The 22,871-nt window shown below is 38.4% G+C and carries 17 protein-coding genes; 8 read left to right on the forward strand and 9 right to left on the reverse strand.

The genetic code is table 11. The annotated features are described in order from the left end of the window. Nucleotides 1–153: 153 nt before the first annotated feature. Nucleotides 154–963: a CDP-diacylglycerol--serine O-phosphatidyltransferase gene (gene pssA, locus IV514_RS05890; RefSeq protein WP_206484043.1), complete on the reverse strand. Its 810-nt coding sequence runs from the start codon at nt 961–963 to the stop codon at nt 154–156. Nucleotides 964–1,149: 186 nt separating this feature from the next. Here pssA and IV514_RS05895 point away from each other — a divergent pair, with 186 nt between their 5' ends. Next, nucleotides 1,150–1,578 (forward strand): DUF4124 domain-containing protein, encoded by a 429-nt coding sequence (locus IV514_RS05895; RefSeq protein WP_206484044.1) that lies wholly within the window; start codon nt 1,150–1,152, stop codon nt 1,576–1,578. A 22-nt stretch (nt 1,579–1,600) separates the two neighbouring features. On the opposite strand, the gene clpB is transcribed toward IV514_RS05895, so the two are convergent. From clpB to rluD, 3 genes are all read right to left on the reverse strand, one after another. Next, on the reverse strand, nt 1,601–4,180 hold the full coding sequence (gene clpB, locus IV514_RS05900; RefSeq protein WP_206484045.1) for an ATP-dependent chaperone ClpB: 2,580 nt from the start codon (nt 4,178–4,180) through the stop codon (nt 1,601–1,603). A gap of 136 nt (nt 4,181–4,316) precedes the next feature. Continuing rightward, entirely contained in the window at nt 4,317–5,078 is a 762-nt protein-coding gene (gene pgeF, locus IV514_RS05905; RefSeq protein WP_206484046.1) for a peptidoglycan editing factor PgeF, read from the reverse strand. After that, nucleotides 5,065–6,033, reverse strand: a complete 969-nt coding sequence (gene rluD, locus IV514_RS05910) for a 23S rRNA pseudouridine(1911/1915/1917) synthase RluD (RefSeq protein WP_206484047.1) — start codon at nt 6,031–6,033, stop codon at nt 5,065–5,067. Before rluD ends, pgeF begins: the two co-directional genes overlap by 14 nt. Nucleotides 6,034–6,186: 153 nt before the next feature. Between rluD and IV514_RS05915 the strand changes: the two genes are divergently transcribed. Then, entirely contained in the window at nt 6,187–6,951 is a 765-nt protein-coding gene (locus IV514_RS05915) for an outer membrane protein assembly factor BamD (RefSeq protein ID WP_206485259.1), read from the forward strand. A gap of 177 nt (nt 6,952–7,128) precedes the next feature. Beyond that, the gene (locus IV514_RS05920; RefSeq protein WP_206484048.1) at nt 7,129–7,920 is read left to right on the forward strand and encodes a transporter substrate-binding domain-containing protein; all 792 of its coding nucleotides are present in this window, start codon (nt 7,129–7,131) and stop codon (nt 7,918–7,920) included. A 90-nt stretch (nt 7,921–8,010) separates the two neighbouring features. Here the strand turns inward: IV514_RS05920 and pnp are convergent, their stop codons facing one another. Next, nucleotides 8,011–10,137 carry a polyribonucleotide nucleotidyltransferase gene (gene pnp, locus IV514_RS05925; RefSeq protein WP_206484049.1) on the reverse strand — a complete coding sequence of 709 codons (2,127 nt, stop codon included), beginning with the start codon at nt 10,135–10,137 and terminating at the stop codon, nt 8,011–8,013. Between the two features lie 335 nt (nt 10,138–10,472). Between pnp and IV514_RS05930 the strand changes: the two genes are divergently transcribed. Beyond that, on the forward strand, nt 10,473–12,404 hold the full coding sequence (locus tag IV514_RS05930) for a RiPP maturation radical SAM C-methyltransferase (protein WP_206484050.1): 1,932 nt from the start codon (nt 10,473–10,475) through the stop codon (nt 12,402–12,404). Nucleotides 12,405–12,413: 9 nt separating this feature from the next. Here IV514_RS05930 and IV514_RS05935 read toward each other — a convergent pair whose 3' ends face one another. Beyond that, entirely contained in the window at nt 12,414–12,731 is a 318-nt protein-coding gene (locus tag IV514_RS05935) for a DUF2956 domain-containing protein (protein ID WP_206484051.1), read from the reverse strand. 85 nt (nt 12,732–12,816) lie between these two features. Further along, on the reverse strand, nt 12,817–13,734 hold the full coding sequence (gene nhaR / locus IV514_RS05940; RefSeq protein ID WP_206484052.1) for a transcriptional activator NhaR: 918 nt from the start codon (nt 13,732–13,734) through the stop codon (nt 12,817–12,819). A 130-nt stretch (nt 13,735–13,864) separates the two neighbouring features. Here nhaR and nhaA point away from each other — a divergent pair, with 130 nt between their 5' ends. From nhaA to IV514_RS05955, 3 genes are all read left to right on the forward strand, one after another. Beyond that, entirely contained in the window at nt 13,865–15,091 is a 1,227-nt protein-coding gene (gene nhaA / locus IV514_RS05945; protein WP_206484053.1) for a Na+/H+ antiporter NhaA, read from the forward strand. After that, the gene (locus IV514_RS05950; RefSeq protein WP_206484054.1) at nt 15,063–15,518 is read left to right on the forward strand and encodes a hypothetical protein; all 456 of its coding nucleotides are present in this window, start codon (nt 15,063–15,065) and stop codon (nt 15,516–15,518) included. The genes nhaA and IV514_RS05950 overlap by 29 nt, the downstream gene beginning before the upstream one ends. 111 nt (nt 15,519–15,629) lie before the next feature. Then, nucleotides 15,630–16,262, forward strand: a complete 633-nt coding sequence (locus IV514_RS05955; RefSeq protein WP_206484055.1) for a CBS domain-containing protein — start codon at nt 15,630–15,632, stop codon at nt 16,260–16,262. Between the two features lie 127 nt (nt 16,263–16,389). Here the strand turns inward: IV514_RS05955 and putA are convergent, their stop codons facing one another. Further along, on the reverse strand, nt 16,390–20,187 hold the full coding sequence (gene putA, locus IV514_RS05960) for a bifunctional proline dehydrogenase/L-glutamate gamma-semialdehyde dehydrogenase PutA (protein WP_206485260.1): 3,798 nt from the start codon (nt 20,185–20,187) through the stop codon (nt 16,390–16,392). 752 nt (nt 20,188–20,939) lie between these two features. Further along, on the reverse strand, nt 20,940–21,761 hold the full coding sequence (locus IV514_RS05965; RefSeq protein ID WP_206484056.1) for a hypothetical protein: 822 nt from the start codon (nt 21,759–21,761) through the stop codon (nt 20,940–20,942). Nucleotides 21,762–21,982: 221 nt separating this feature from the next. On the opposite strand from IV514_RS05965, the gene IV514_RS05970 reads away from it, so the two are divergent. After that, complete coding sequence (locus IV514_RS05970) at nt 21,983–22,744, forward strand: transporter substrate-binding domain-containing protein (protein WP_206484057.1); 762 nt, start codon at nt 21,983–21,985, stop codon at nt 22,742–22,744. The last annotated feature ends 127 nt before the right edge of the window (nt 22,745–22,871 follow it).

Genomic DNA, 22,871 nt, shown 5'->3' on the forward strand with positions numbered 1-22,871 from the left:
CTGAGTGCTTAAAAATAGTACAAAGATGGTCTTTTTACCAATATAAAAATGAAAAAAGTCCGCTATACGGACTTTTTCTTAAGTTAACCTTTCTTCCTATTATAAAAGGTTAAAGGCGGATGGAACTAAAATAGGTAAATATTTTAGTTCGCCTTAATCAGACTCTTTATCAACCTTTGGTTTGCTATCAGTTTTAAACTCAGCATCTTGATCATCACCTACAACATGTTCAAGCTTCAACTTTTTAACCGTCTTGATAGTAGTGACAGGACCAGAGGCCATATATAGAACAAAAATAGCACAGAGTAATTCAGCAGGGCTTGCAGCGACAATGACAAAAACTAAAACAATAAGTAACACTACAACAAAGTTTACTTTTCCTTTCCAGTCTACTTCTTTAAAGCTGTTGTATCTAAAATTACTCACCATCAACAAGCCAGTAACAATTGTAATAATTCCCATGATCAAGCCATAGTCATGACCATTAAGCTGATACTCAGTTCCCACCCAAACAATGCTGGCAATAACTCCAGCGGCCGCGGGGCTTGCCAATCCCTGAAAAAAACGTTTATCTGCTACACCAACCTGAGTATTAAACCTCGCTAAACGTAATGCGGCACATGAGACAAAGATAAACGCAGCTAACCAACCAAATTTTCCCATGTCATCTAAAGCCCAATTATAAGCAACTAAGCCAGGCGCAATACCAAAAGAGACCATATCAGCCATACTGTCATATTCAGCACCAAATTCACTTTGCGTATTAGTCATTCGTGCTACACGCCCATCTAAACCATCAAAAATCATGGCCACAAAAATAGCAATGGCTGCATGTTCGAAATGGCCGTTCATAGAAGAGACAACAGCAAAAAAGCCTGAAAAAAGCCCCGCAGTAGTCAATAAGTTAGGTAATAAATAAATCCCTTTTGTAGGAACAGTAGATGATTTTTCTTTATTTGGCATAAATATAACTAAATGTAATTGTTCAATTGGCGCTAATCTATCATAGATAAATCCTGATGGCACACCTCTTGTGAGGCAAATTTCAGGAAATATGTGCTCAAAATTTGTAAACTTCCTACGGAGTTGTTATAAATTTAATATCAACATGCTTAAAATGAATTTAAGCATTAATTGGCTGGACTGCTTATGCAAAATTTAATTTCAAGAACATTTATTAGTGTATCGTTACTCTGTATTTCGGGAGTAAGCTTAGCAAACAATATCACTGTCTATCGCTGGGTTGATGAAAATAATGTCGTCCATTTTAGTCAAAACCAACCTGGTCACAATAACTATACCGAATTAACCCTAGCTAACTTTGAAAAAAACAAACCAAAAATGGTGGCACAAAAGGTAAAAAGCGATCGCGTCAGCAATAAGCAAGCTAGCCCGCAAAGCCTAAACAGTGATTCGAATAAGTGTGAAGAAGCTAAAGCGAATGTTAAAACATTAAAAGCCTATGACAATATTCAGTACACAGATTCAACAGGTACTGTGCAAGTGTTGAGTGATTTAGAAAAATCACAACAACTTGAAATCAACGAGAAACACGTAGAAGTTTATTGCGCTCAATAAACTTCTACGCAGTCGATTAACTTTAACTATCGGTGCTAAAAACTAATTCATTGTTTTTAGCGTCTATGGTTATCACGGACCCTGAAGTAAACTCATTAGCAAGTATTTTATGTGCAAGTGGGTTTTCTATCCCCTGCTGAATAGCTCTTTTTAAAGGTCTTGCACCAAACAATGGATCAAATCCTGCCTGAGCAACCAAGGTAAGTGCCTCGTCTGTCACAACAAGCTCAATATCTCGATCAACTAATCGTTTCGCTAATTCTTTGACTTGAATATCAGCGATAGATTTAATTTGTTCCGCTAGTAATGGATGGAAAACAACCGATTCATCAACACGGTTAATAAATTCAGGTTTAAAGTGCTGCCCTAACTCCGCCATAACTTGTGTTTTCATTGCATCATAATGGCTGTCATCTCCAAAGCTCTGAATAATATCTGAGCCAATATTTGATGTCATGATCACCACAGTGTTTCTAAAATCGACGGTTCGCCCTTGTCCATCAGTCAAACGCCCATCATCGAGTACTTGCAATAAGATATTAAAAACATCAGGGTGCGCTTTTTCGATTTCGTCTAATAAGATAACAGAATAAGGCTTACGTCTTACGGCTTCTGTTAAGTAACCACCTTCTTCATACCCCACATAACCAGGAGGCGCACCAACTAAGCGAGCAACAGAATGTTTCTCCATAAATTCTGACATATCTACTCGCACTAACGCTTCTTCTGTATCAAAAAGAAAACTTGCCAGAGCTTTAGTTAATTCAGTTTTACCAACCCCAGTTGGCCCTAAAAATAAGAAAGAGCCAATCGGCTGCTGCGGATCAGAAAGCCCAGCTCTCGAACGTCTGATCGCATTTGACACGGTTAATACCGCTTCAGATTGACCGATAACACGCTGATGTAATTCATCTTCCATGCGTAACAGTTTATTACGGTCTTCTTCTAACATTTTTGCTACAGGAATACCGGTAGCGCGACTAAGCACATCCGCGATTTCAACGTCAGTAACTTTGTTTCGTAACAAGCTCATTTCATCCATTTCCGCTTGCGTCGCTAAATCTAGCTGTTTCTCTAAATCAGGTATGCGACTGTATTGCAATTCAGCCATACGATTTAAATCACCACTTCGTCTAGCAGCATCAAGCTCTATCCTTGCTTGTTCAAGATCTGTTTTAATTGCTTGTGTACCATGGATTGCCGCTTTCTCTGATGTCCAAACCTCATCAAGTTCATCATACTGTTGTTGTAAAGCCGCTAATTGCTCGTTGATTAATGTTAAACGTTTAGTTGATGCATCATCGGTTTCATCTTCCATTGATTTCTTTTCAAGCTTCAACTGAATAATTTTACGTTCCAGCTTATCTAGCTCTTCTGGTTTAGAGTCCATCTGCAAGCGAATACTTGAAGCCGATTCATCAATCAAATCAATTGCCTTATCAGGCAACTGGCGATCACTGATATAACGATGGGATAAAGTGGCCGCTGCAACAATTGCCGGATCAGTAACTTCGACATTATGATGTAACTCATAACGCTCTTTTAAGCCACGTAAAATTGCAATGGTATCTTCAACGCTAGGTTCATCAACAATCACTTTTTGGAAGCGTCTTTCTAGAGCTGCATCTTTTTCGATGTACTGGCGATACTCATCCAGCGTTGTTGCTCCCACACAGTGTAAATCCCCTCGAGCAAGTGCCGGCTTTAACATATTACCAGCATCCATTGCACCATCCGTTTTACCTGCGCCCACCATAGTATGTAATTCATCAATGAATAAAATCACTTGCCCTTCTTCTTTAGCAAGTTCATTAAGTACCGCTTTTAAGCGCTCTTCAAATTCACCGCGATATTTAGCACCAGCCACAAGCGTTCCCATATCTAACGATAAGACTCGCTTATTCTTTAACCCTTCAGGGACTTCGTGATCAACGATCCGTTGCGCTAAACCTTCAACAATCGCTGTTTTACCAACCCCAGGCTGACCAATTAATACGGGATTATTTTTGGTACGGCGTTGCAATACTTGGATGGTACGACGAATTTCATCATCTCGACCGATCACAGGGTCTAACTTCCCTTCTTCAGCACGCGCAGTAACATCAACAGTAAACTTATCTAAGGCTTGGCGAACATCCTCTGCATTTTGGTCATTGACATTTTGACCGCCTCGTACATGTTTTATCGCATCTTTAATTCTTGCTTCACTTGCCCCGAGTGATTTTAATAATTGGCCTAACTTACCTTTATCCTCAAGCGCCGCTAAAACAAATATTTCTGACGAAATAAATTTATCGCCTTCTTTTTGCGCGTACTTATCACAAAGATTAAGTAAATTACCTAAAGCATTTGACAGTTGTACTTCACCTCCGGTACCACTCACCTGAGCAAAGCTCTCAATTAATTGCTCAAGCTGACTACGCAATGAATAAATATCGATACCTGCACTTTTTAATAAAGGTAACGTACTGCCATTATTTTGGTTAAGTAATGCCAACATTAAATGTGCTGGCTCAATAAATTGATGATCTTTACCTAATGCGATTGATTGTGCATCAGAAATAGCAACTTGAAAGGTTTGAGTAAAGCGATCTAAGCGCATAAGTTTTTCTCCTACTGCCATATTACTGGGCTTACGATTAATCTTAATATAAACCTATGGGCATTAAGAAAAAAATCAAGCAACTACCAGACAAATACTTGATGAGCATCAAGTATTTGTCTAACACTCACGGATCTCATTTTATGCAAATAATTGACGCCATACGCCCTGTTTGCTGATGCTTACGATAGGAATAATAACGCTCAGTGTTAGAATAAGTGCAATGATGACCATTAATTACCTGCTCGACACCTTGTTGCTTTAACATGATTGATGCAATTGCCACTAAATCAGCTAACCACTTATCATCTTTGCTCGCAATAAAGCATGATTCAAACTTTGCAGATAACGTGAGAAATGCTTGCTTAACCTCATTACCCACTTCAAATGCGGTGTTACCAATACAAGGTCCTAACCAAGCGATTATTTGGGTACTATCGCTACTCATTTTATCAAGGGTTTGAGCAATAATATTACCGGCTAATGGACGCCAACCACCATGTATGGCCGCGATTTCGGTACCAGCTTGATTAGTGAGTAAAATAGGTAAGCAATCCGCCGTCATTATCGCCAGTGCTAAACGAGGTGTTTGTGTCACGACAGCATCGGCAATAATTGCTTGCTGATGATGAGCGTTAATCACGGCAACATTTGTACCGTGGATTTGCTCTAACCATTGAATTTTAGCATATTGAGGGAAACAGGATAGTAACTGCTGACGATTACTTTCAACTTGCTTTTTATCATCACCAACATGTAAACCAAGGTTAAATGAGTGAAATGGTGGCGTATTTGAAATAGATTTTGCTAATGCTAAACGAGTAGTCTGAATCGCCTGAATATTTTTAACAGGCAATTCAACATGATCAAAAGCATTATTGAAACTAGAGTTGCTCATTAAGTTCAGTGTCTTCGCGTAAGACATTGGTTAACTTCACCATGTCCTCTGGTACATCTGCATACCATGTCATTTCTTCTCCAGTGATAGGGTGAAATAACGATAACATAGCAGCGTGCAACGCTTGGCGTTTAAAACTTTTTAACAACTCTCTTAATTCTGGTGTGGCATTTTTTGGTGGTCGTGGACGCCCACCATAAACAGGATCACCAACTAAAGGATGGGTAATATGCGCCATATGCACACGAATTTGGTGCGTTCGGCCTGTTTCTAGTCGTAAACGTAGTCGAGTATGCAGTCTAAATTTTTCCATCACTCGATAATGTGTAACCGATGGCCTGCCTGACATAGTGACCGCCATATGTGTGCGCTTTGTTGCATGGCGCCCTATGGGCTCATCAACGATCCCACCAGCTGTCATCACGCCATTGGCAATAGCTTCATATTCACGGGTGATCTCTCTTGCCTGTAATGATTCAACCAAATGCGTTTGTGCCGCAATGGTTTTAGCCACTACCATTAATCCGGTAGTGTCTTTATCTAATCGATGTACGATGCCGGCTCTTGGTACCACGGCAACTTCGGGGCAATGATGTAATAAAGCATTTAAAACGGTGCCATCGGGGTTACCAGCACCAGGATGAACAACTAAGCCCGCAGGTTTATTGATCACTAGAATGTCGTCGTCTTCATAGACAATATTTAACGGAATGTTTTGTGGCTCAAAGCGCTCTTCGGCTTCAACCTCTGTTTCAATCACGATGCTTTCGCCACCGTACATTTTTTCACGTGCTTTGGTAAGTACATGACCATTAACCTTAACATGACCAGCAAGGATCCACTCTTTTAATCTCGAACGCGAATATTCAGGGAACATTTGCGCCAAAGTTTGGTCGAATCGCTTACCTAAACAGGTTTCAGGGACTATATCTTTGTGTTGAATAATTTCAGCCATTAAATTCTCTATCAATTAGCACTGTGCAAGGTTAGTTTGCTAGGTTAGAATGCCTGTGCTTATTTTACCTGTTTGATAAACCAATTACATTAAGTAAATAAAACAAGTAAACAATTTATTTTTAACGAGTATAACGTAGTGATATCAAAGTCTATGGACAAACTGACAATTAAAACTTTATTTTTAGCACTTATCTTAACTATTGTAGGTTGCTCGTCATCAGACGATACCGAAGTTGACAAAGTACCAGATAAATCAGCTCAAGCATTATTTACCGACGCTCGCGAAGCATTAGATAGTGGCTTATATAAAAAAGCGATCCAAATTCTATCCGCAATTGATTCTCGCTTTCCTTACGGACCTATTTCTCATCAAGTACAATTAGATTTGATCTACAGTTACTATAAAAGTGGTGATTCAGCCCAAGGTATTGCACTCGCCGATCGCTTTTTACGCTTGAACCCAAACCATGCCAATATTGACTATGTTTATTACATGCGCGCATTAATGAACATTTCAACCGAAGAAAACCTTTTTCAAGACTTAGCGGGCATTGACCGCTCGGATCGTGATCCAACAGCTTCTCGTGAAGCATTTAATGACTTAAAAACCATCATTAATGAATATCCTCAAAGTAAATACGCAGCAGATGCTAGAAAACGTATGTTAGATATAAAATCACGTTTAGCAAAATATGAGCTTGCTGTTGCACGTTTTTACCTTAAGCGCGAAGCATATGCTTCTGCAGCTAACCGTGGTCGTTACATCGTCAAATATTACAACCCTAGCCTAGAGGTTGAACAAGCACTTGAAATAATGATCGAATGCTACGATAAAATGGGATTAGATGATTTAAAAAGTAATGCAATGCAAGTATTAGCAGCGAATTACCCAAATAACCGATTAGTTGGCGGCTAAACCTAGTTGATAAAACTCTATTGTTTGTAGCTTCTACCAGTTATGGTTCATAAAAAAGGAAAAACTCATGTTTTTCCTTTTTTATTGAACATCTAAAATATTGTCACAGGATCTAAATTTTAATTACATTTGCTATAGTTAAGCTTAATTAAACTAAACGTTTTACTTTGAGCTATTATGCCTTTGTTATTAATAAAGCTATTATTACTATTCGTTGTATCTTGTCCTATTAATGCGAATGCGAATATAACGTCCAACGACAGCTCAACAAACCAAGCAAAAACAATTCTGACAGTCGCCATTTCTGAAGATGGTTACTACCCGTTTTACACCAAAGAAAGTAACATTATTTCCGGATTCTCAATTGATGTTATTCGCTATATGGAAGCCCATTCAAAATATGATTTTGAGTTTGTTTTCTTACCATGGCCTAGAGCACTTAAATTTGTTGAACAAGGTAAAGTAGATATCATTCTGACATTATTTAAAACAGATATTAGGGAAGGTATTTATCACTTTATTGAGCCAGCCTACGCAAATGAAATTAATCAACTGTTTACCCTAACCGACAACAAAATTAATTTTAGCGGCCAACTCACACAGTTAGCTCCATATACAATAGGTATGTTAAGGGAATATTCATACGGAAAAACATTTGATCAAGCACAGTATTTAAATAAACTTCCAGTATTAACTGAAGGAATATTACTAAAGCTGTTACTTGGTAAACGCATAGATATGTTGATCGGAAATCCGTTTCTGTTTAATCGAATCTTGGAAGAAAGAAAAATAAAGGATCGAGTAATAGGTATTAAGCCCTATGTCGCTACCACTCCTGTCTACATGGCTATCACTCGAAATAGAGCAGATTCAAATGAACTTAAACAAACATTAAGTCAACTCATTCAACGGCTAAAACAATCGGATGACTACCATAAACTACTTAGTCAATATAAACTTAACTTTTAATAAACAACTATTAATTTGATAACATTGAGAATGAAAAAACCAGTGGCAAGCCACTGGTTTTTTTACGATTTACTGAAAGTAATAACTTAGTTATTCAGCATCATCCGTTTTTGCAGCAGTCTCTTCAGCAGGTTTTTCAACCGCTTCTTTCATGCTTAAACGTACACGGCCTTGACGATCAACTTCTAATACTTTCACTGTCACTTCTTGACCTTCAGAAAGCACATCGCTTACCGCATTAACACGCTCATCTGAAATTTGTGAAATATGAACTAAACCATCTTTACCTGGCAGTACGTTAACGAAAGCACCAAAATCAACGATGCGAACCACTTTACCTTGGTAAACTGTGCCCACTTCAATTTCAGCAGTTAACGCTTTAATACGATTGATTGCATCTTCAGCTTGTAAGCCATCAGTTGCAGCAATTTTCACCGTACCATCATCTTCAATTTCAATGGTGGTACCGGTTTCTTCAGTAAGCTGACGAATCGTTGCACCACCTTTACCAATGACATCACGGATTTTATCAGCGTTAATTTTTAACGTATGAATACGTGGCGCAAATTGAGAAATATCATCACGTGCTGAATTAATCGCTGAATCCATTACAGATAAAATATGAGTACGTGCAGCTTTTGCTTGGTTTAACGCAATTTGCATAATCTCTTGCGTAATACCTTCAATTTTAATGTCCATTTGTAGCGCTGTAATACCTTCGGTAGTACCTGCAACTTTAAAGTCCATATCACCTAAGTGATCTTCGTCACCTAAAATATCAGAAAGTACGACAAAGTCATCGCCTTCTTTCACTAAGCCCATTGCAATACCCGCAACTGAAGACTTAATAGGTACACCAGCATCCATTAATGCTAATGACGTACCACAAACAGATGCCATTGAAGACGAACCGTTTGATTCCGTGATTTCAGAAACCACACGCACTGCATATGGGAATTCTTCAGCAGATGGCATAACCGCTAAAATACCACGCTTAGCTAAACGACCATGGCCAATCTCACGACGCTTTGGAGAACCAACAAAACCTGTTTCACCAACACAGTATGGAGGGAAGTTATAGTGCAACATAAAGTTGTCTGTTTTTTCACCCATAATAGTATCTAAACGCTGAGCATCACGCTGTGTGCCCAATGTTGCCGTTACTAACGCCTGTGTTTCACCACGTGTAAATACCGCAGAACCATGTGTTCTTGGTAAAACACCCGTCATGACGTCTAGTGCACGGATCATTTCAGGATCACGACCATCAATACGAGGTGAACCTTGTGTAATACGACCACGAACAACTTGTTTCTCTAGGTCATGAAATAAATCTTTCGCTTCTTGTACGTTAAGCTCTGCATCAGCTTCTTCTAACTGTGCAACAACTGCGTTACGAATTTCAGCAACTTTTTCATAACGTGCTGCTTTTTCAGTAATTTGATAAGCTTCATTTACTTGCGCTGTTGCTAATTCAGCAATTTTTGCTGTTAAATCAGCATTTTTCTCAGGTGCAGTCCAATTCCATGATGGCGTTGCAACTTCTGCAGCAAATTCATTAATGGCAGTAACCGCTGTTTGCATTTGCTCGTGACCGTATACAACAGCACCAAGCATTACTTCTTCTGATAAAATGTCAGCTTCTGATTCAACCATCAATACCGCAGATTCAGTACCCGAAACCACTAAGTCTAATTGTGATGTTTCTAATTCAGATTGTAACGGGTTAAGTATATATTTACCGTCAGCATAACCAACACGAGCAGCACCAACAGGACCATTAAATGGTGCGCCTGAAATAGCTAATGCCGCAGACGTACCTAACAAAGAGATAATGTCAGGTGAAATTTCTGGGTTAGCAGAAACTACAGTGATAATAACTTGAACTTCGTTGGTAAATCCTTCAGGGAATAACGGACGAATTGGACGGTCAATTAATCGTGCAATTAACGTTTCTTCTTCAGAAGGGCGACCTTCACGCTTAAAGAAGCCACCAGGTATTTTACCCGCTGCGTAAGTACGCTCTTGATAATTTACCGTTAACGGGAAAAAGTCTTGACCTTCTACCGCTTCTTTTTTAGCGACAACTGAGACTAATACTGACGTATCGTCCATGCTAGCCATAACAGCTGCGGTTGCTTGACGTGCAATCGCACCGGTTTCTAAAGTTACGGTATGTTGACCGAACTTAAATGATTTTGTTACTGGATTGAACATTAATTCTGTTCCTTACTTATTAAATTTTACTCTATCCAATCTGTACAATTATTTGCTTACTTTTATTTAACTAATTGAATTTGAACGCTTAAACTTATCAAATAATAAACAAATAATTATACAGTTTGGACTATTTACGTTGACTGCCACAAGGCAGCAGGCACATTATACTGTCCCATTAAGTTATTACTAGGGGGAGTGCTAATAAAAGCCGGTAATTAAGGCAAAGTTTTTTCATATTTCCTTTTCAGTCGGTTTTTACTGTTTAATTTAGCGATGAGATAAGCTAACTTGCTATAACTAAGAATCGTCATAGAAGTACAAGAGTCTCATAAATGTCTGCAGATATATGTTTAGTTAACATGCCTTATTCCTCGCTTACGCACCCGTCATTAGCGCTTGGCTTAATTGAAACCTATATCAAGGCATATAATCATCAGGTTGATGTGATCTACGCCAATTTAGAGTTTGCCCATGCCATTGGTCTTGCCGAATATGACCTTATTGATCATTCTTATTTTGAACATCTCATCGGCGAGTGGACGTTTTCCCAAGCCGCCTTTTCAGACAAAGCCAATACTGATGAACAGTTTTTTGCACTTTTTAGCGATATTACCGATGAACAAAAATATCAGCTATGTTGTATCCGCGATCATGCACATAGCTTCATTGACACGTTAACTAAACGAATACTTGCTGCTAATGTAAAAATTGTTGCCTGCACCTCCACCTTTCAGCAAAATTGCGCTTCATTGGCGCTGTTAAGACAATTAAAAGCAAAAGATAACAGCATCATTACCATGATGGGCGGAGCAAATTGTGAAAGTATTATGGGACAAACCATAAGTGAATCATTTCCATGGGTAGACTACGTATTTTCTGGCGAGTGCGATGCAGTCATTGGCGAGTTTGTCGATAAACTCATCCGAGATAAAACGATAGACATTCACAATTTACCTCATGGCTTTATTGCACAGGGCCATGGCAAATTGTTAATCACGCAGGCAACAAATAATAACCAGCCTCCTCGTGGTTATATTGAAGATATGCAGCAAGTGGGCACGCCTATTTATGATAGTTATTTTTCAACGATTCACACATTAGGATTAACGAATAAAATAGCAACAGGCTTATTGGCTGAAACCTCCCGAGGTTGCTGGTGGGGAGCCAAAAAACATTGCACTTTTTGTGGCCTTAATGGCGTTAGTATGGCGCATAGATGTAAACCTACTGAGCAAGTCCTGGCAGAGTTTAAACAATTATCAACAACATATAACAACACAAAATTTGAAATTGTCGATAATATTTTACCCATGGAGTACATGACAAGTTTGTTGCCTGAGCTCAGTAAAGATAGCGCTTATCACATTTTTTATGAAACTAAATCTAACCTCAAGAAATCCCATATTGAACAACTTGCTGATGCAGGAATTAAATGGATCCAGCCAGGTTTTGAAAGCTTGCATGATGATTTTTTAAAGCTCATCGATAAAGGGGTGACCGGCATTCAAAATGTATCGGCATTAAAGTGGTGTAGAAATTACGGTATTAATGTCACTTGGAACCTCTTATGTGCAGCGCCAAATGAACAAACGCAGTGGTATGATGAAATGAGTGAGATTTTGCCTTTGCTCTCACACCTTCAACCGCCATATAAAAAGTTGATCCCTATACGCTTTCCTCGTTTTAGCCCTTACTTTAAACAACCAGAAAAGTATGGACTAAACTTAGCCCCACTAAAAAGTTATCAATATATCTACCCACTTGATGAGCCAGCATTAGCTAATATTGCCTATTTTTTTGATCATCAATCTAATGTGGAAAAAAATATCTTTGCTCTTAATGAACATCAAAACTTTACACTAAAATCTCATCAAAACCTTCAAAAGGCTTTAGACAGATGGATTGAACACTGGGCTCACGCTAACACGCCATTTCTCTATATGAGTGACCAAGGCGAGCACATTGTCATTATCGACAGTCGTAAAGTTGCCACTAACTTTACGCACCAATTAACCGGATTAAGCGCCGAAATATATCGGTTATGCCAAGAGCCTATTACGCTAAATCGACTCGAAGCAAAACTAAAAAGTAACTTCTCTGACCTTGATGACAACAAACTAAACCAAAGTTTAACGGATTTAATTAATAACAAATTGTTACTGTCATTAAGCGGATGTTATTTATCTCTCGCCTTAGTGGGCAAAACACCGGCTTTACCGACATTAAAAGAAAACCCTGCCGGTTACTTAAATTTGAACGGTTAACGCTGAGCGTCATCGCCAACTGAGATAAAGTATAAAACCAAGCCAACTTAATGCTAACAACAGCCAAGGTAAGCTGTTATTTTTCACGCTAGTGTCAGGCAGTGTAATATCTTGCGTTTCTTTAGGTGCTGCTTGATGTAAATTTTTCTTGCGTTGCTTGTCTCTTTCTCGCTGCTTTTGGCTTTGCTGTTTTTTATATTGAGCGATCCCTTTTTCAATTCCTTGGGCAATCAATTTCGTTTGCTCTTTGGTTTGACCTTTCTTTTGATTACCTTTAGCAATTTTCATCGCTTGTGATTGGATTTCAACTGATGGTTTATGTTTCATTTGGCTCCACAAACATTTAATTAAGCAAATAGAATACTTGTACTGACATGGTTTAGCATAATCACCACGCTTATTAGACTGGTGACTATAACATTGGGTATCTCGCTTGATTAAATAGTTTTTTTCCTTCTTCTAACAAATGATGCACGGCGGGATGTTTTACTTTCCGTTCTGGCGATATGAGATAATAATGTTCAGTGATCTCTTTCGTACGACCAACCAATTGCACATTAAACTGAGTAATGACATGCTCTTCGATTATACTCGGTGCACAAAACACCCCGTAACCTGCTTGACCAAAATATTTAGCTAGCACTGAGTCATCAAATTCACCGATGATCAAAGGTGAAATATTGAGTTGTTCAAACCATGAGTGAATAGATAAATGCTGGTTAGAGCCCTCTCCTGCAGTAAAAAATGGGCTGTTATCAAGTGAGTAAGGAAAATTATCAGAAAGCTCATTGGCACGCGTTTCATCAGCGAAGAAACTAAGCCCACACTTACCGATTAAATGGCTATACGCTTTTAATGGCGACCCTACAGGCAAAGGCGTATCAGTCAGCACTGCATCAAGTTTATTCGTTGCTAACTCTCCTAACAACACGTCAAGGTGGGTTTCTTTACATACCAACTTGATCTTGTCATCCATTTCATAAACCGTTTTAAGAAAGTTAAAAGAGAAAACTTTGGCAACTACATCGGTTACTCCGAGCGAAAAACGTGAAGTAAACCCTGTAGAATGGTTTTTCAATGAATGTAATAGCTCATCACCTAAGTTGAAGATCTCTTGCGCATAATTATGGGTAATGTGTCCCATATCATTCAGTATTAAGCGCCTCCCCTTGCGCTCAAACAAACGATAGCCTAATTGCTCTTCTAATAAATTAAGCTGTGCGCTTAATGTTTGTGGAGTGATATGTAAACTACTCGATGCCTTAGCAATGCTTCCGTGTGTCGCAATGGCATGAAAATACTGTAAGTGGTGATAATTAAGCTTAGCCATATAAATCTACCTCGTCATGATATTACTTATCCAAGTATCAATTAAAAATTGATGATAAAGCAATTATATACGACTTTTGTTGTTTTGTTATTTTCGTTATAACGTAATTCAGGTTTGCGAGGAAGTTTGTATGTCAGAAAATAAGCTCATTATTCAATGGAAACAATTTATCCAAACTGATGCCAGCTCAGGTATTATTCTAGTGCTATCAGCGCTACTTGCCTTACTTATGGCAAATAGTGTGTTTAGTACAAGTTACCATGCCTTCCTAGAATTTCCGGTCAGTATTACACTAGGCACATTTGCCATCAGCAAACCCTTAGTGCTTTGGGTCAATGATGGTCTGATGGCGATTTTCTTCTTCGTTGTCGGACTAGAGATCAAACGTGAATTGTTCTATGGGCATCTTTCTCGCCCAGATCAAATTGTTTTACCTTTTCTTGCTGCTATCGCCGGTATTGCATTTCCTGCGCTAATTTATGCCGCATTTAACCACCAAGATGCCATTGCGATTAATGGTTGGGCGATACCATCTGCAACAGATATTGCCTTTGCTTTAGGTATTTTTATTCTTTTTGGTAAGCATTTACCTACTAGTTTAAAGCTGTTCTTGTTATCCGTAGCCATCATTGATGATATAGGTGCAGTGATCATTATCGCCATGTTCTACTCGGAAGAACTGGCAACTAACTCATTAATTGTTGCCTCAATCGGTTTATTGGTGCTATTTATTTTCAATCGCTTAGCGTTGGAAAATAAAACCCCCTTTATCTTAGTTGCTATCGTGGTATGGGCTGCCGTATTAAAATCCGGAGTGCATGCAACTTTAGCTGGTTTTGCTGTGGCTTGGTTCATACCGACGAAACGCGATGAGAGACAATCCATGTCCTATCAAATCGAACATGGCCTGGAACCTTGGATCGTATTTTTTGTGTTGCCGCTTTTTGCTTTTGCAAATGCAGGGGTTGGATTAATGAATGCATCCATTAGCGAATTATTCACGCCCATTTCTATCGGTATCATTGGCGGCTTATTTATCGGCAAACAATTGGGTATTTTTATCGCATGTTTTATCGCGATCAAACTAAAATTATGTCAATTACCAAAAGATGCCACTTGGACGCAAATGTATGGCGTATGTTTGCTGTGTGGTGTGGGCTTTACCATGAGTTTATTTATCGGCTCTCTTGCCTTTGAAACTCAAGGTTTTGCCTATCAAACACAAGTAAAAGTAGGTGTATTAGTCGGTTCATTATTATCGGCAATTGCTGGCGCTTATTTACTGAGAACATCCTCAAATAAACTTATCAAAGAAAAAGGAAGTAGCAATGAACAATATAAAACATCTAATGCTTAGTTTAGTCACTATAAATCTGTTTATCATCTCAACAACGGTATGGGCAGACTTTAAATCAGATATCATTGCATCCTGCTCTGATTATCAAAAATATCAAGAAAAACAGGAAGTAAATGCCTGTAAATTATACATTGATGGCTTTATAGACTCAGCGTTATTAACCGATGATGCCGTAATTGAGCCCAAAACCATCACTGGCCATACAAGTGCTCAAAGTAGCTATCTTAAACGCGCGTATCGTACTCGCGTCAATGATTCTGCTTTTTTAAGTACGCACCAAGATATTCAGTTTTGTCTTCCACAGGAATACGACCGAGCCTTTATTACCTCAAAAATTGCAAAATCTATTGATATAACACAATTAGCCAGTAAGCCGCTAAAAGAAGTGCTATTTGAAACTTTAATTGCAAACTTTCCCTGTAAATAACGGTGAAATTACTGTTTAACATAAAAATAAGTTAGTTAGACAATGGCCACTTAACGCTGTGGCTTTGCTAACTGACTTTGCACATCACTTACCTTTAGGGGATAAGATCTTATGTTTGCAATATACACACCCAACGGGCGAACATTTACAGGTACGCTTGAGCAGCTGCAAAAAGTTGATAAATCAGCTCGCGCTGTTGCCCCAAAAAAACGTCATGACTTAGATGATGGCCCCGCTCATCGAGGGCAGAGCTATCAACCAACTCCAAACGCAATAGAAGCTTATAAAGAAGTAATAAAACAACCTGAAAAATTAACAGCGATCAAGCATGCCTATCAATTAATGACGGCACCGGTAGAAACGCTGTATGAAAAGGATACATTTGCATATACGATAGAAAAATTTAAGCAATTTTCCTATCGCGAGTTCCCTGTAGTGAATCAACAACAGCAATTAGTTGCAAGTTTATCGCGACAAGATTTATACGAATACTTACTGTTTAACAAACCACAGTTGCAAGCAGATAAAACCAGTAGTATTGCTGAATTATTTCTAACCGATAAAACCATCACTTATTCTGCTGAACCTGTGACAGATATTCGACGAATTGCCTGGCTGTTTATTGACAAACAACTTCATACAATTCCTATAGTTGAGCCAAACGAGAAGATTGTTGGGGTTATTTCCAGAACGGATATTATTAAAGCAACGATGAACGATCCCCCGTTATCTTTATGGTGCTAGTCTTCTTTTCCGATAAGAGCATTCATTTCACAACGTCTGCATGCTTAAACATAACAAATAGACATAAAAAAAGGTGAACCAAATGTTCACCTTTTCACTTATCGTTATTATCAATGCTTGTTAACGATTATTCATCATCTTCAATCATGGTCATTAACGAAGTATTACCGCCAGAAGCTGTTGTATCAATACTCACTGTTTTTTCCGTGAGTAGACGTTGTACTAAGTTATCCATGTATTCTGCAGTAATAACTGGCAAAATTGCGCCTGTACGGTGTGCAAGCGTTGCTGAAATATAAGCACTTCGACTTGTTTCACTATCTACAACCACACCAGCAAGACTTTCATGCATTAGCAAAGTATCTAAATGCTTAAGTTTTGCTACTTGAAGCACATTTGCTGGCGCGCCTGTTGCAACAAATTTTTCTTTAAAAGCTAGCGCCTCATTATAGAAAACATCAGAGACCACAGAAACAACCGTATTACCCGTTGCCAATGCTGATACTATTGATTGTGTCCAATATTCAAACGTTACATCTTTATCGGCAAAACACACCAAAACACCACGTGGTTCGTAATATAAAATATTCGATTCACCCGTTGGTCCAGGTAATTTTACAGAACTTTTCAGTTTACGCTCAATATGGGTAATTTGTGAACGAGCATTAGCTAATGTGCGGTTCAAGTCGTCCGCAAAATCATCAACAATTTCAACGGTTGAGATTTTCGCTAGTAACTGTCTTACTGAGCTCACACGTTCATTCAACCCAGTTAAACGCCATTGGTTTTCAACTGAAACAGCATTTTGCATGATCAACTGTGCTTCTTTTTCAGAAGTAGGATCCGTTTCCATCGCTGCATCATCAGTAATGTTTTCATGGACAACTTCTTTTGGTGTTGCTTTTTCCATGGTTAAACGTAACAAGTAGTTTGGGCCACCTGCTTTTGGTCCTGTACCTGACAGTCCACGTCCACCAAATGGCTGCACACCAACAATAGCACCAATCATATTACGGTTAATATAAATATTACCCGCACGTGATTGTTTTGCTAATTCAAAGGCACGCTCTTCTATACGAGAATGAATGCCCATGGTTAAACCAAAACCAGTACCATTGATTTGCTCAACCACATTATCAATATCTTTAGCTTTAAAACGCACGATATGGACACATGGACCAAACACTTCTTGTTTAAGCACATTGATATTATCGATTTGATACAATCTAGGCATAAAGAAAGTACCGTTTGATACATCTCCGGTCGGCTTACAACAGTAGAGCAACTTACCGTTCTCTTTCATGTACTCGACATGGTTTTCTAATGTTTGTAATGCTCTATTATCAATAACAGGGCCAATGTCTGTTTCCAGTAAACTTGGATCGCCAATGGTCAATTCTTTCATTGCACCGATAAGCATTTCAGTGACCGTATCAGCAATGTCTTCCTGAATATACAACACTCTTAATGCTGAACAACGCTGGCCGGCACTTTGAAAGCCTGAGGCAATCACATCATCAACCACTTGCTCTGGTAAAGCAGTTGAGTCAACAATCATACAGTTCTGACCGCCAGTTTCAGCAATTAAAGGCACTTGCTCACCGCCGCGCTCGGCTAGAATTTGTGAAATCAAAGTTCCGGTTGCCGTTGAGCCAGTAAACATTACCGCACGAACTCGCTCATCAGGTAATACGTGTTGACCTACTTGTGAACCACGAGCAATTAATAATTGCACTACATGTTCTGGTAAGCCAACAGAATGCATTAACTCTATTGCACGTTTAGCAATTAAACTTGTTTGCTCTGCAGGTTTCGCCAATACAGTGTTACCAGTTACGATTGCTGCTGCAACTTGCCCTAAAAAGATCGCTAATGGAAAGTTCCAAGGACTGATACAAACCGTAACGCCACGAGGTTTAATACGATCATCTTCAAACAATTCTTCTGCACGAGCGGCGTAATAGCGACAAAAATCGACTGCTTCTCTGACTTCGTCAATACCGTCTTGTGCGACTTTACCCGCTTCTTTAATACAAATAGCGATCAATTCATCCATGTGACGTTCTAGAATATCAGCGGTACGTCGCAACAATTCTGCACGCTCAGTAACAGGTTGTGTTGACCAATCTTGATACGCATTTTCTGCATTGGTTAACATTTGAGCCATATCTTGCTCATTATGTAATGCTTGGTAACCAATCACTTCACTGGTATTAGCTGGGTTGATAATGTCACATTCACTATCAGCATCTTCAGGACGCTCTACCGTCAATTCACTAAACCATTTATCACAGTTTAATTTAAGGTTTTCTAGTGCATTAATGTCCGTTAAATCTAAGCCTTTTGAGTTCTTACGTTCATCACCATATAACTCAGACGGTTTAGTAATTTGCACGTTATACTTAGTTTTAAGACGCTGTGTTTTTTCAACAGGATCTTCAAGTAATGATTCTACTGGCTGAGAGTCATCAACAATCGCGTTCACAAAAGAAGAGTTAGCGCCATTTTCTAATAATCGACGTACCAAGTAAGCCAATAAATCTTCATGCTCACCTACAGGTGCATAAATTCGACATTGAATAGATTCTTCTTCCACCACTTGATCATAAAGCGTATCACCCATGCCATGTAAGCATTGGAATTCAAAGCCTTCTTTATCATCACCAGCAAGCTCAACAATGGTTGCCGCTGTATAGGCATTATGCGTAGCAAATTGTGGATAAATAGTATCTCTGTACGCTAATAATTTGTTGGCGCAGGCATGGTAGCTAACATCTGTTGACGACTTACGAGTAAATACTGGAAAGCTTTCTAAACCGTCTGATTGCGTATTTTTAATTTCAGTATCCCAATACGCACCTTTAACCAAACGCACCATCATTTTTCGACCAACACGATCAGTTAATTCTTTTAACCAATCAATCACCCAAATAGCACGTTTTTGATAAGCCTGTACCGCAAGACCAAAGCCAGCCCAATCTCCTAGATCATCATCAGCAAATACTTTTTCAATAATGTCTAATGAAATATCAAGCCTTTCAGATTCTTCAGCATCAACGGTTAAACCTATGTCATATTCTTTAGCTAACAAACAGAGCTGTTTTAACTTAGCTGGAATATACTCAAGCACAGCATCACGATGGAATGCCTCATAACGAGGGTAAATTGCTGATAACTTAACAGAAATACCAGGGCTTTTTCGCGGCCCTTTATTGTTTGCCGCAACACCGATCACTTTAATAGCATCTTCATAGGCTTTAAAATAACGCTCAGCATCTGCCATTGTGCGCGCGCCTTCACCTAGCATGTCATATGAATATACGTAACCTTTTGTTTCCTTTTGTTTCGCACGTTCAACCGCATCTTCGATGGTTTCACCCATAACAAACTGACGCCCCATGATCTTCATGGCAATATTCATTGCTCGTCTGATCACTGGTTCACCTAGGCGACCGATGGTTTTTTTCAATATACCAAACTGATGCTTTTTACGTTCATTCGCATAGTTCACCATATTACCGGTAAATAGCAGTCCCCAAGATGATGCATTCACAAATAAAGAGTCACTATTACCTAAATGAGGCGTCCATTGTCCTTTAGATAATTTATCTCTGATTAATTCATCTTGTGTTTTCTTGTCTGGCACACGCAATAACGCTTCAGCCAAACACATTAACACCACACCTTCTTCTGTTGATAATGAGTATTCATTTAACAGCGCGTCAACACCACCATGACCGGCTTGTTCACGACGAATTTTTAACACCATTTTTCGCGCACGATCCCAAGCACGACTTCGAGCTCGCATATTAACTTCTGCTTCTGGCAAAATCAGGTCAATAGCTTGGCTTTCATCGATTCGGTAAAACTCTCGAATTTTTTGCCGAATCGGATTGTCACTACTAAATTTATCTTTAAATAACATAGACATACTCTCTTAACCGATGCTTTTTAAAATGTTTGGGCTTTCGGTGACTTTAAAAGCCGCCACAATACATTTTTGTTAACTGGAATACCAGTAAAATATCACCCATTTTTGAATTATTTTTCACGGCAAAAAACAGCTTAATTCAACACATTTTTTATCCGTTTTAATCGTAGATATAAATCAATATAGTGTAGATATAATGCAAATATAAATTTCGGCGTAGTATATGTTGCACAACAGATGAGTAAATATGATCTAAAACAACTATCCATGACATTTTTTCTCGATATTTTTCACCCTATTTATGCTCATAGATGTGAAAAAAGTTGACTAAAAAACTGATTAAATTACATGAATAAAAACATACACCTAGCGCAAAACCTGCGCCATTCCCGTACTTTACGACAACTCCTTCTTTGACAAATTGCACATATATACTAAGATCTCGCTACCGCATAAGGAACTAAAGGACTTAACAATGCATCATTCAAACACCCACACCAGTGAAAAGAAACTTGAGATCCCAGTAAACATTTCAAAAAAATATGCAATCACTTTGCTTTCATACATCGCTTTTATTTCGTTACTTGTTTCCATTTTTATTTAACGACTGATGTTTAATACCTATAGTCAGTTTTATGCGCTACTGATTATAGGTATTACACGATTGTGCTTTTATCACTGTTATAGATAATAAAAAGCCTCGCATTAACGAGGCTTAATTTTAAATACTGAGGTGAATTAATAAATTAACTTTGCTCTGCTATCACATTTTTCATCAGGGTTGCTCCCCAATCATTCATGGCAGCACCAACCGCATCCACTAACACAGACAAATATTTTTTCCCCGTATCATGCATAAAAAAGTTACTATAATTTGCTAAATCTTCATTACTAATATTTTGATATATAAAGTATGAGGTAAGGATCATTTGCTGCTTTAACACTGGTTGTAAACTGGCAGACATTTGTTCCAGTTGCTTATCTAAATTTGCGGCAAGTTCTTGGTCTTCTGGTTTAGATGCCTTTATCGCCATAAACATATTTTTCATCATACCTTTCATCATTTTCATCGCTTGCTCTGCTACTTTGGATGACTCTACATAATGAATAATTGCTTGTGTTCTTGCTTGAGCTGGCGGATTCGATTGCATATCTGCCATAAAACGCATGAAGTTTTGTTGAAACTCTGGCTCAGTTGATTGTAACTCTGCTTTGACAATACGCGTTGCTAAATCACTGTCTAACCACGCAAGGATACTTTCCATTTCACTTGCTGAAACATTATTTTGAATATGTACTAACATCTTTTGCACCATGCCATCGGTATCCATTGATGAGGTAAAAATTTGCATAAACTTTTGATGTTCAGCAGGATCTTTTGCAGTGAGTGCCATTTGCTGACCGATCATATTCATTTGCATCGGCAAACCTTGAATTGAACGCGTGATACCTGATTTATCCATCAAGGTATACACTTGTTCGTCACTGACTTTATTATATGCATGTGAAGTAAAGGTAATGAGTGACATTACCAAGATACAATAACGGATATGAGTAAATATTTTCATTTTGTTCCCTTAAAATCTAATTAACAGTATTCAGGGAAACTAAGCAGCGTTGGTTGGCTTTAGTCCATTAACTTTTTTATGCTTCCCTGCATTTACCTCAGCATACTATGTAACTCATAAAAAATCGATAAGTAATTATCTTGCTATAAACACCATATTCGCACTAAGCAGCTAAGCGTACTAATCTATAAACATATCACGATATAAAAGGATAGTTATTCATGAAAAGGGTTTATTGGCTGATCATTTTCTCGCTTGTTATTCACAATGCTATTGCCGAACAAACTATCACTATTAGTACATCAGAGTGGCCTCCCTATATTTCTGAAAAGTCACCCAACTATGGTTATATCTGTCAAATAGTTGAAGAAGCATTTGGCAAAATGAACATAAAAGTTAACTTTGTCTTCTATCCTTGGGCACGAGCCTATGAGGAAGCAAGGCATGGCAATGTTAATGCGACATCTTATTGGTATAAAGATCCAAAGCATGAAAAAGACTTTTATTTAAGCGAGGCCGTTTCCCGTGAAAATGTTGTGTTTTTCCGTTTAAAATCAGATAAACCAGTGACATGGAAAGGCTTATCTGATTTTGACGGCTTAACCATAGGGATAACCCGTAGCTACACCTATACACAAGAACTTTGGCGATACGCCAAACAACACAGTGATAGCATTTCTATTGTTAACACCGATATGCAAAATTTCAAAATGCTGTTATTAGAAAGAATTGATTTAACCCCAATACAAGAAACTGTAGGTTGGCATTATTTACAGAGCTCATTTGCTAAAGAGCAAGTCAACCGAGTAGAAGTTATGCGACCTCCATTAAGTGTACGTACTGGACATTTGTTGTTCCCAAAATCAGATAAAAACAGTAAAAAGCTCGTTCAACAATTTAATATAGGGCTAAAGCAGCTTATAGACAGTGGCAGAGTAGATGAACTAAAAGAAGCACTCATATTGGGACGATATTCAAATTAATATTTTATATATCTATAATTTATTAGCTTGTTCATTATTTATCAAATAGATTATCCTAAACCAAAGTATGCAAAAACTTTTATTAAGAACAAAACTCAATCGTATGAGCCAATTGCCATCATTAATA

Source organism: Thalassotalea sp. G2M2-11 (assembly GCF_017168195.1).
In the GTDB taxonomy this organism is placed as follows: domain Bacteria; phylum Pseudomonadota; class Gammaproteobacteria; order Enterobacterales; family Alteromonadaceae; genus Thalassotalea_E.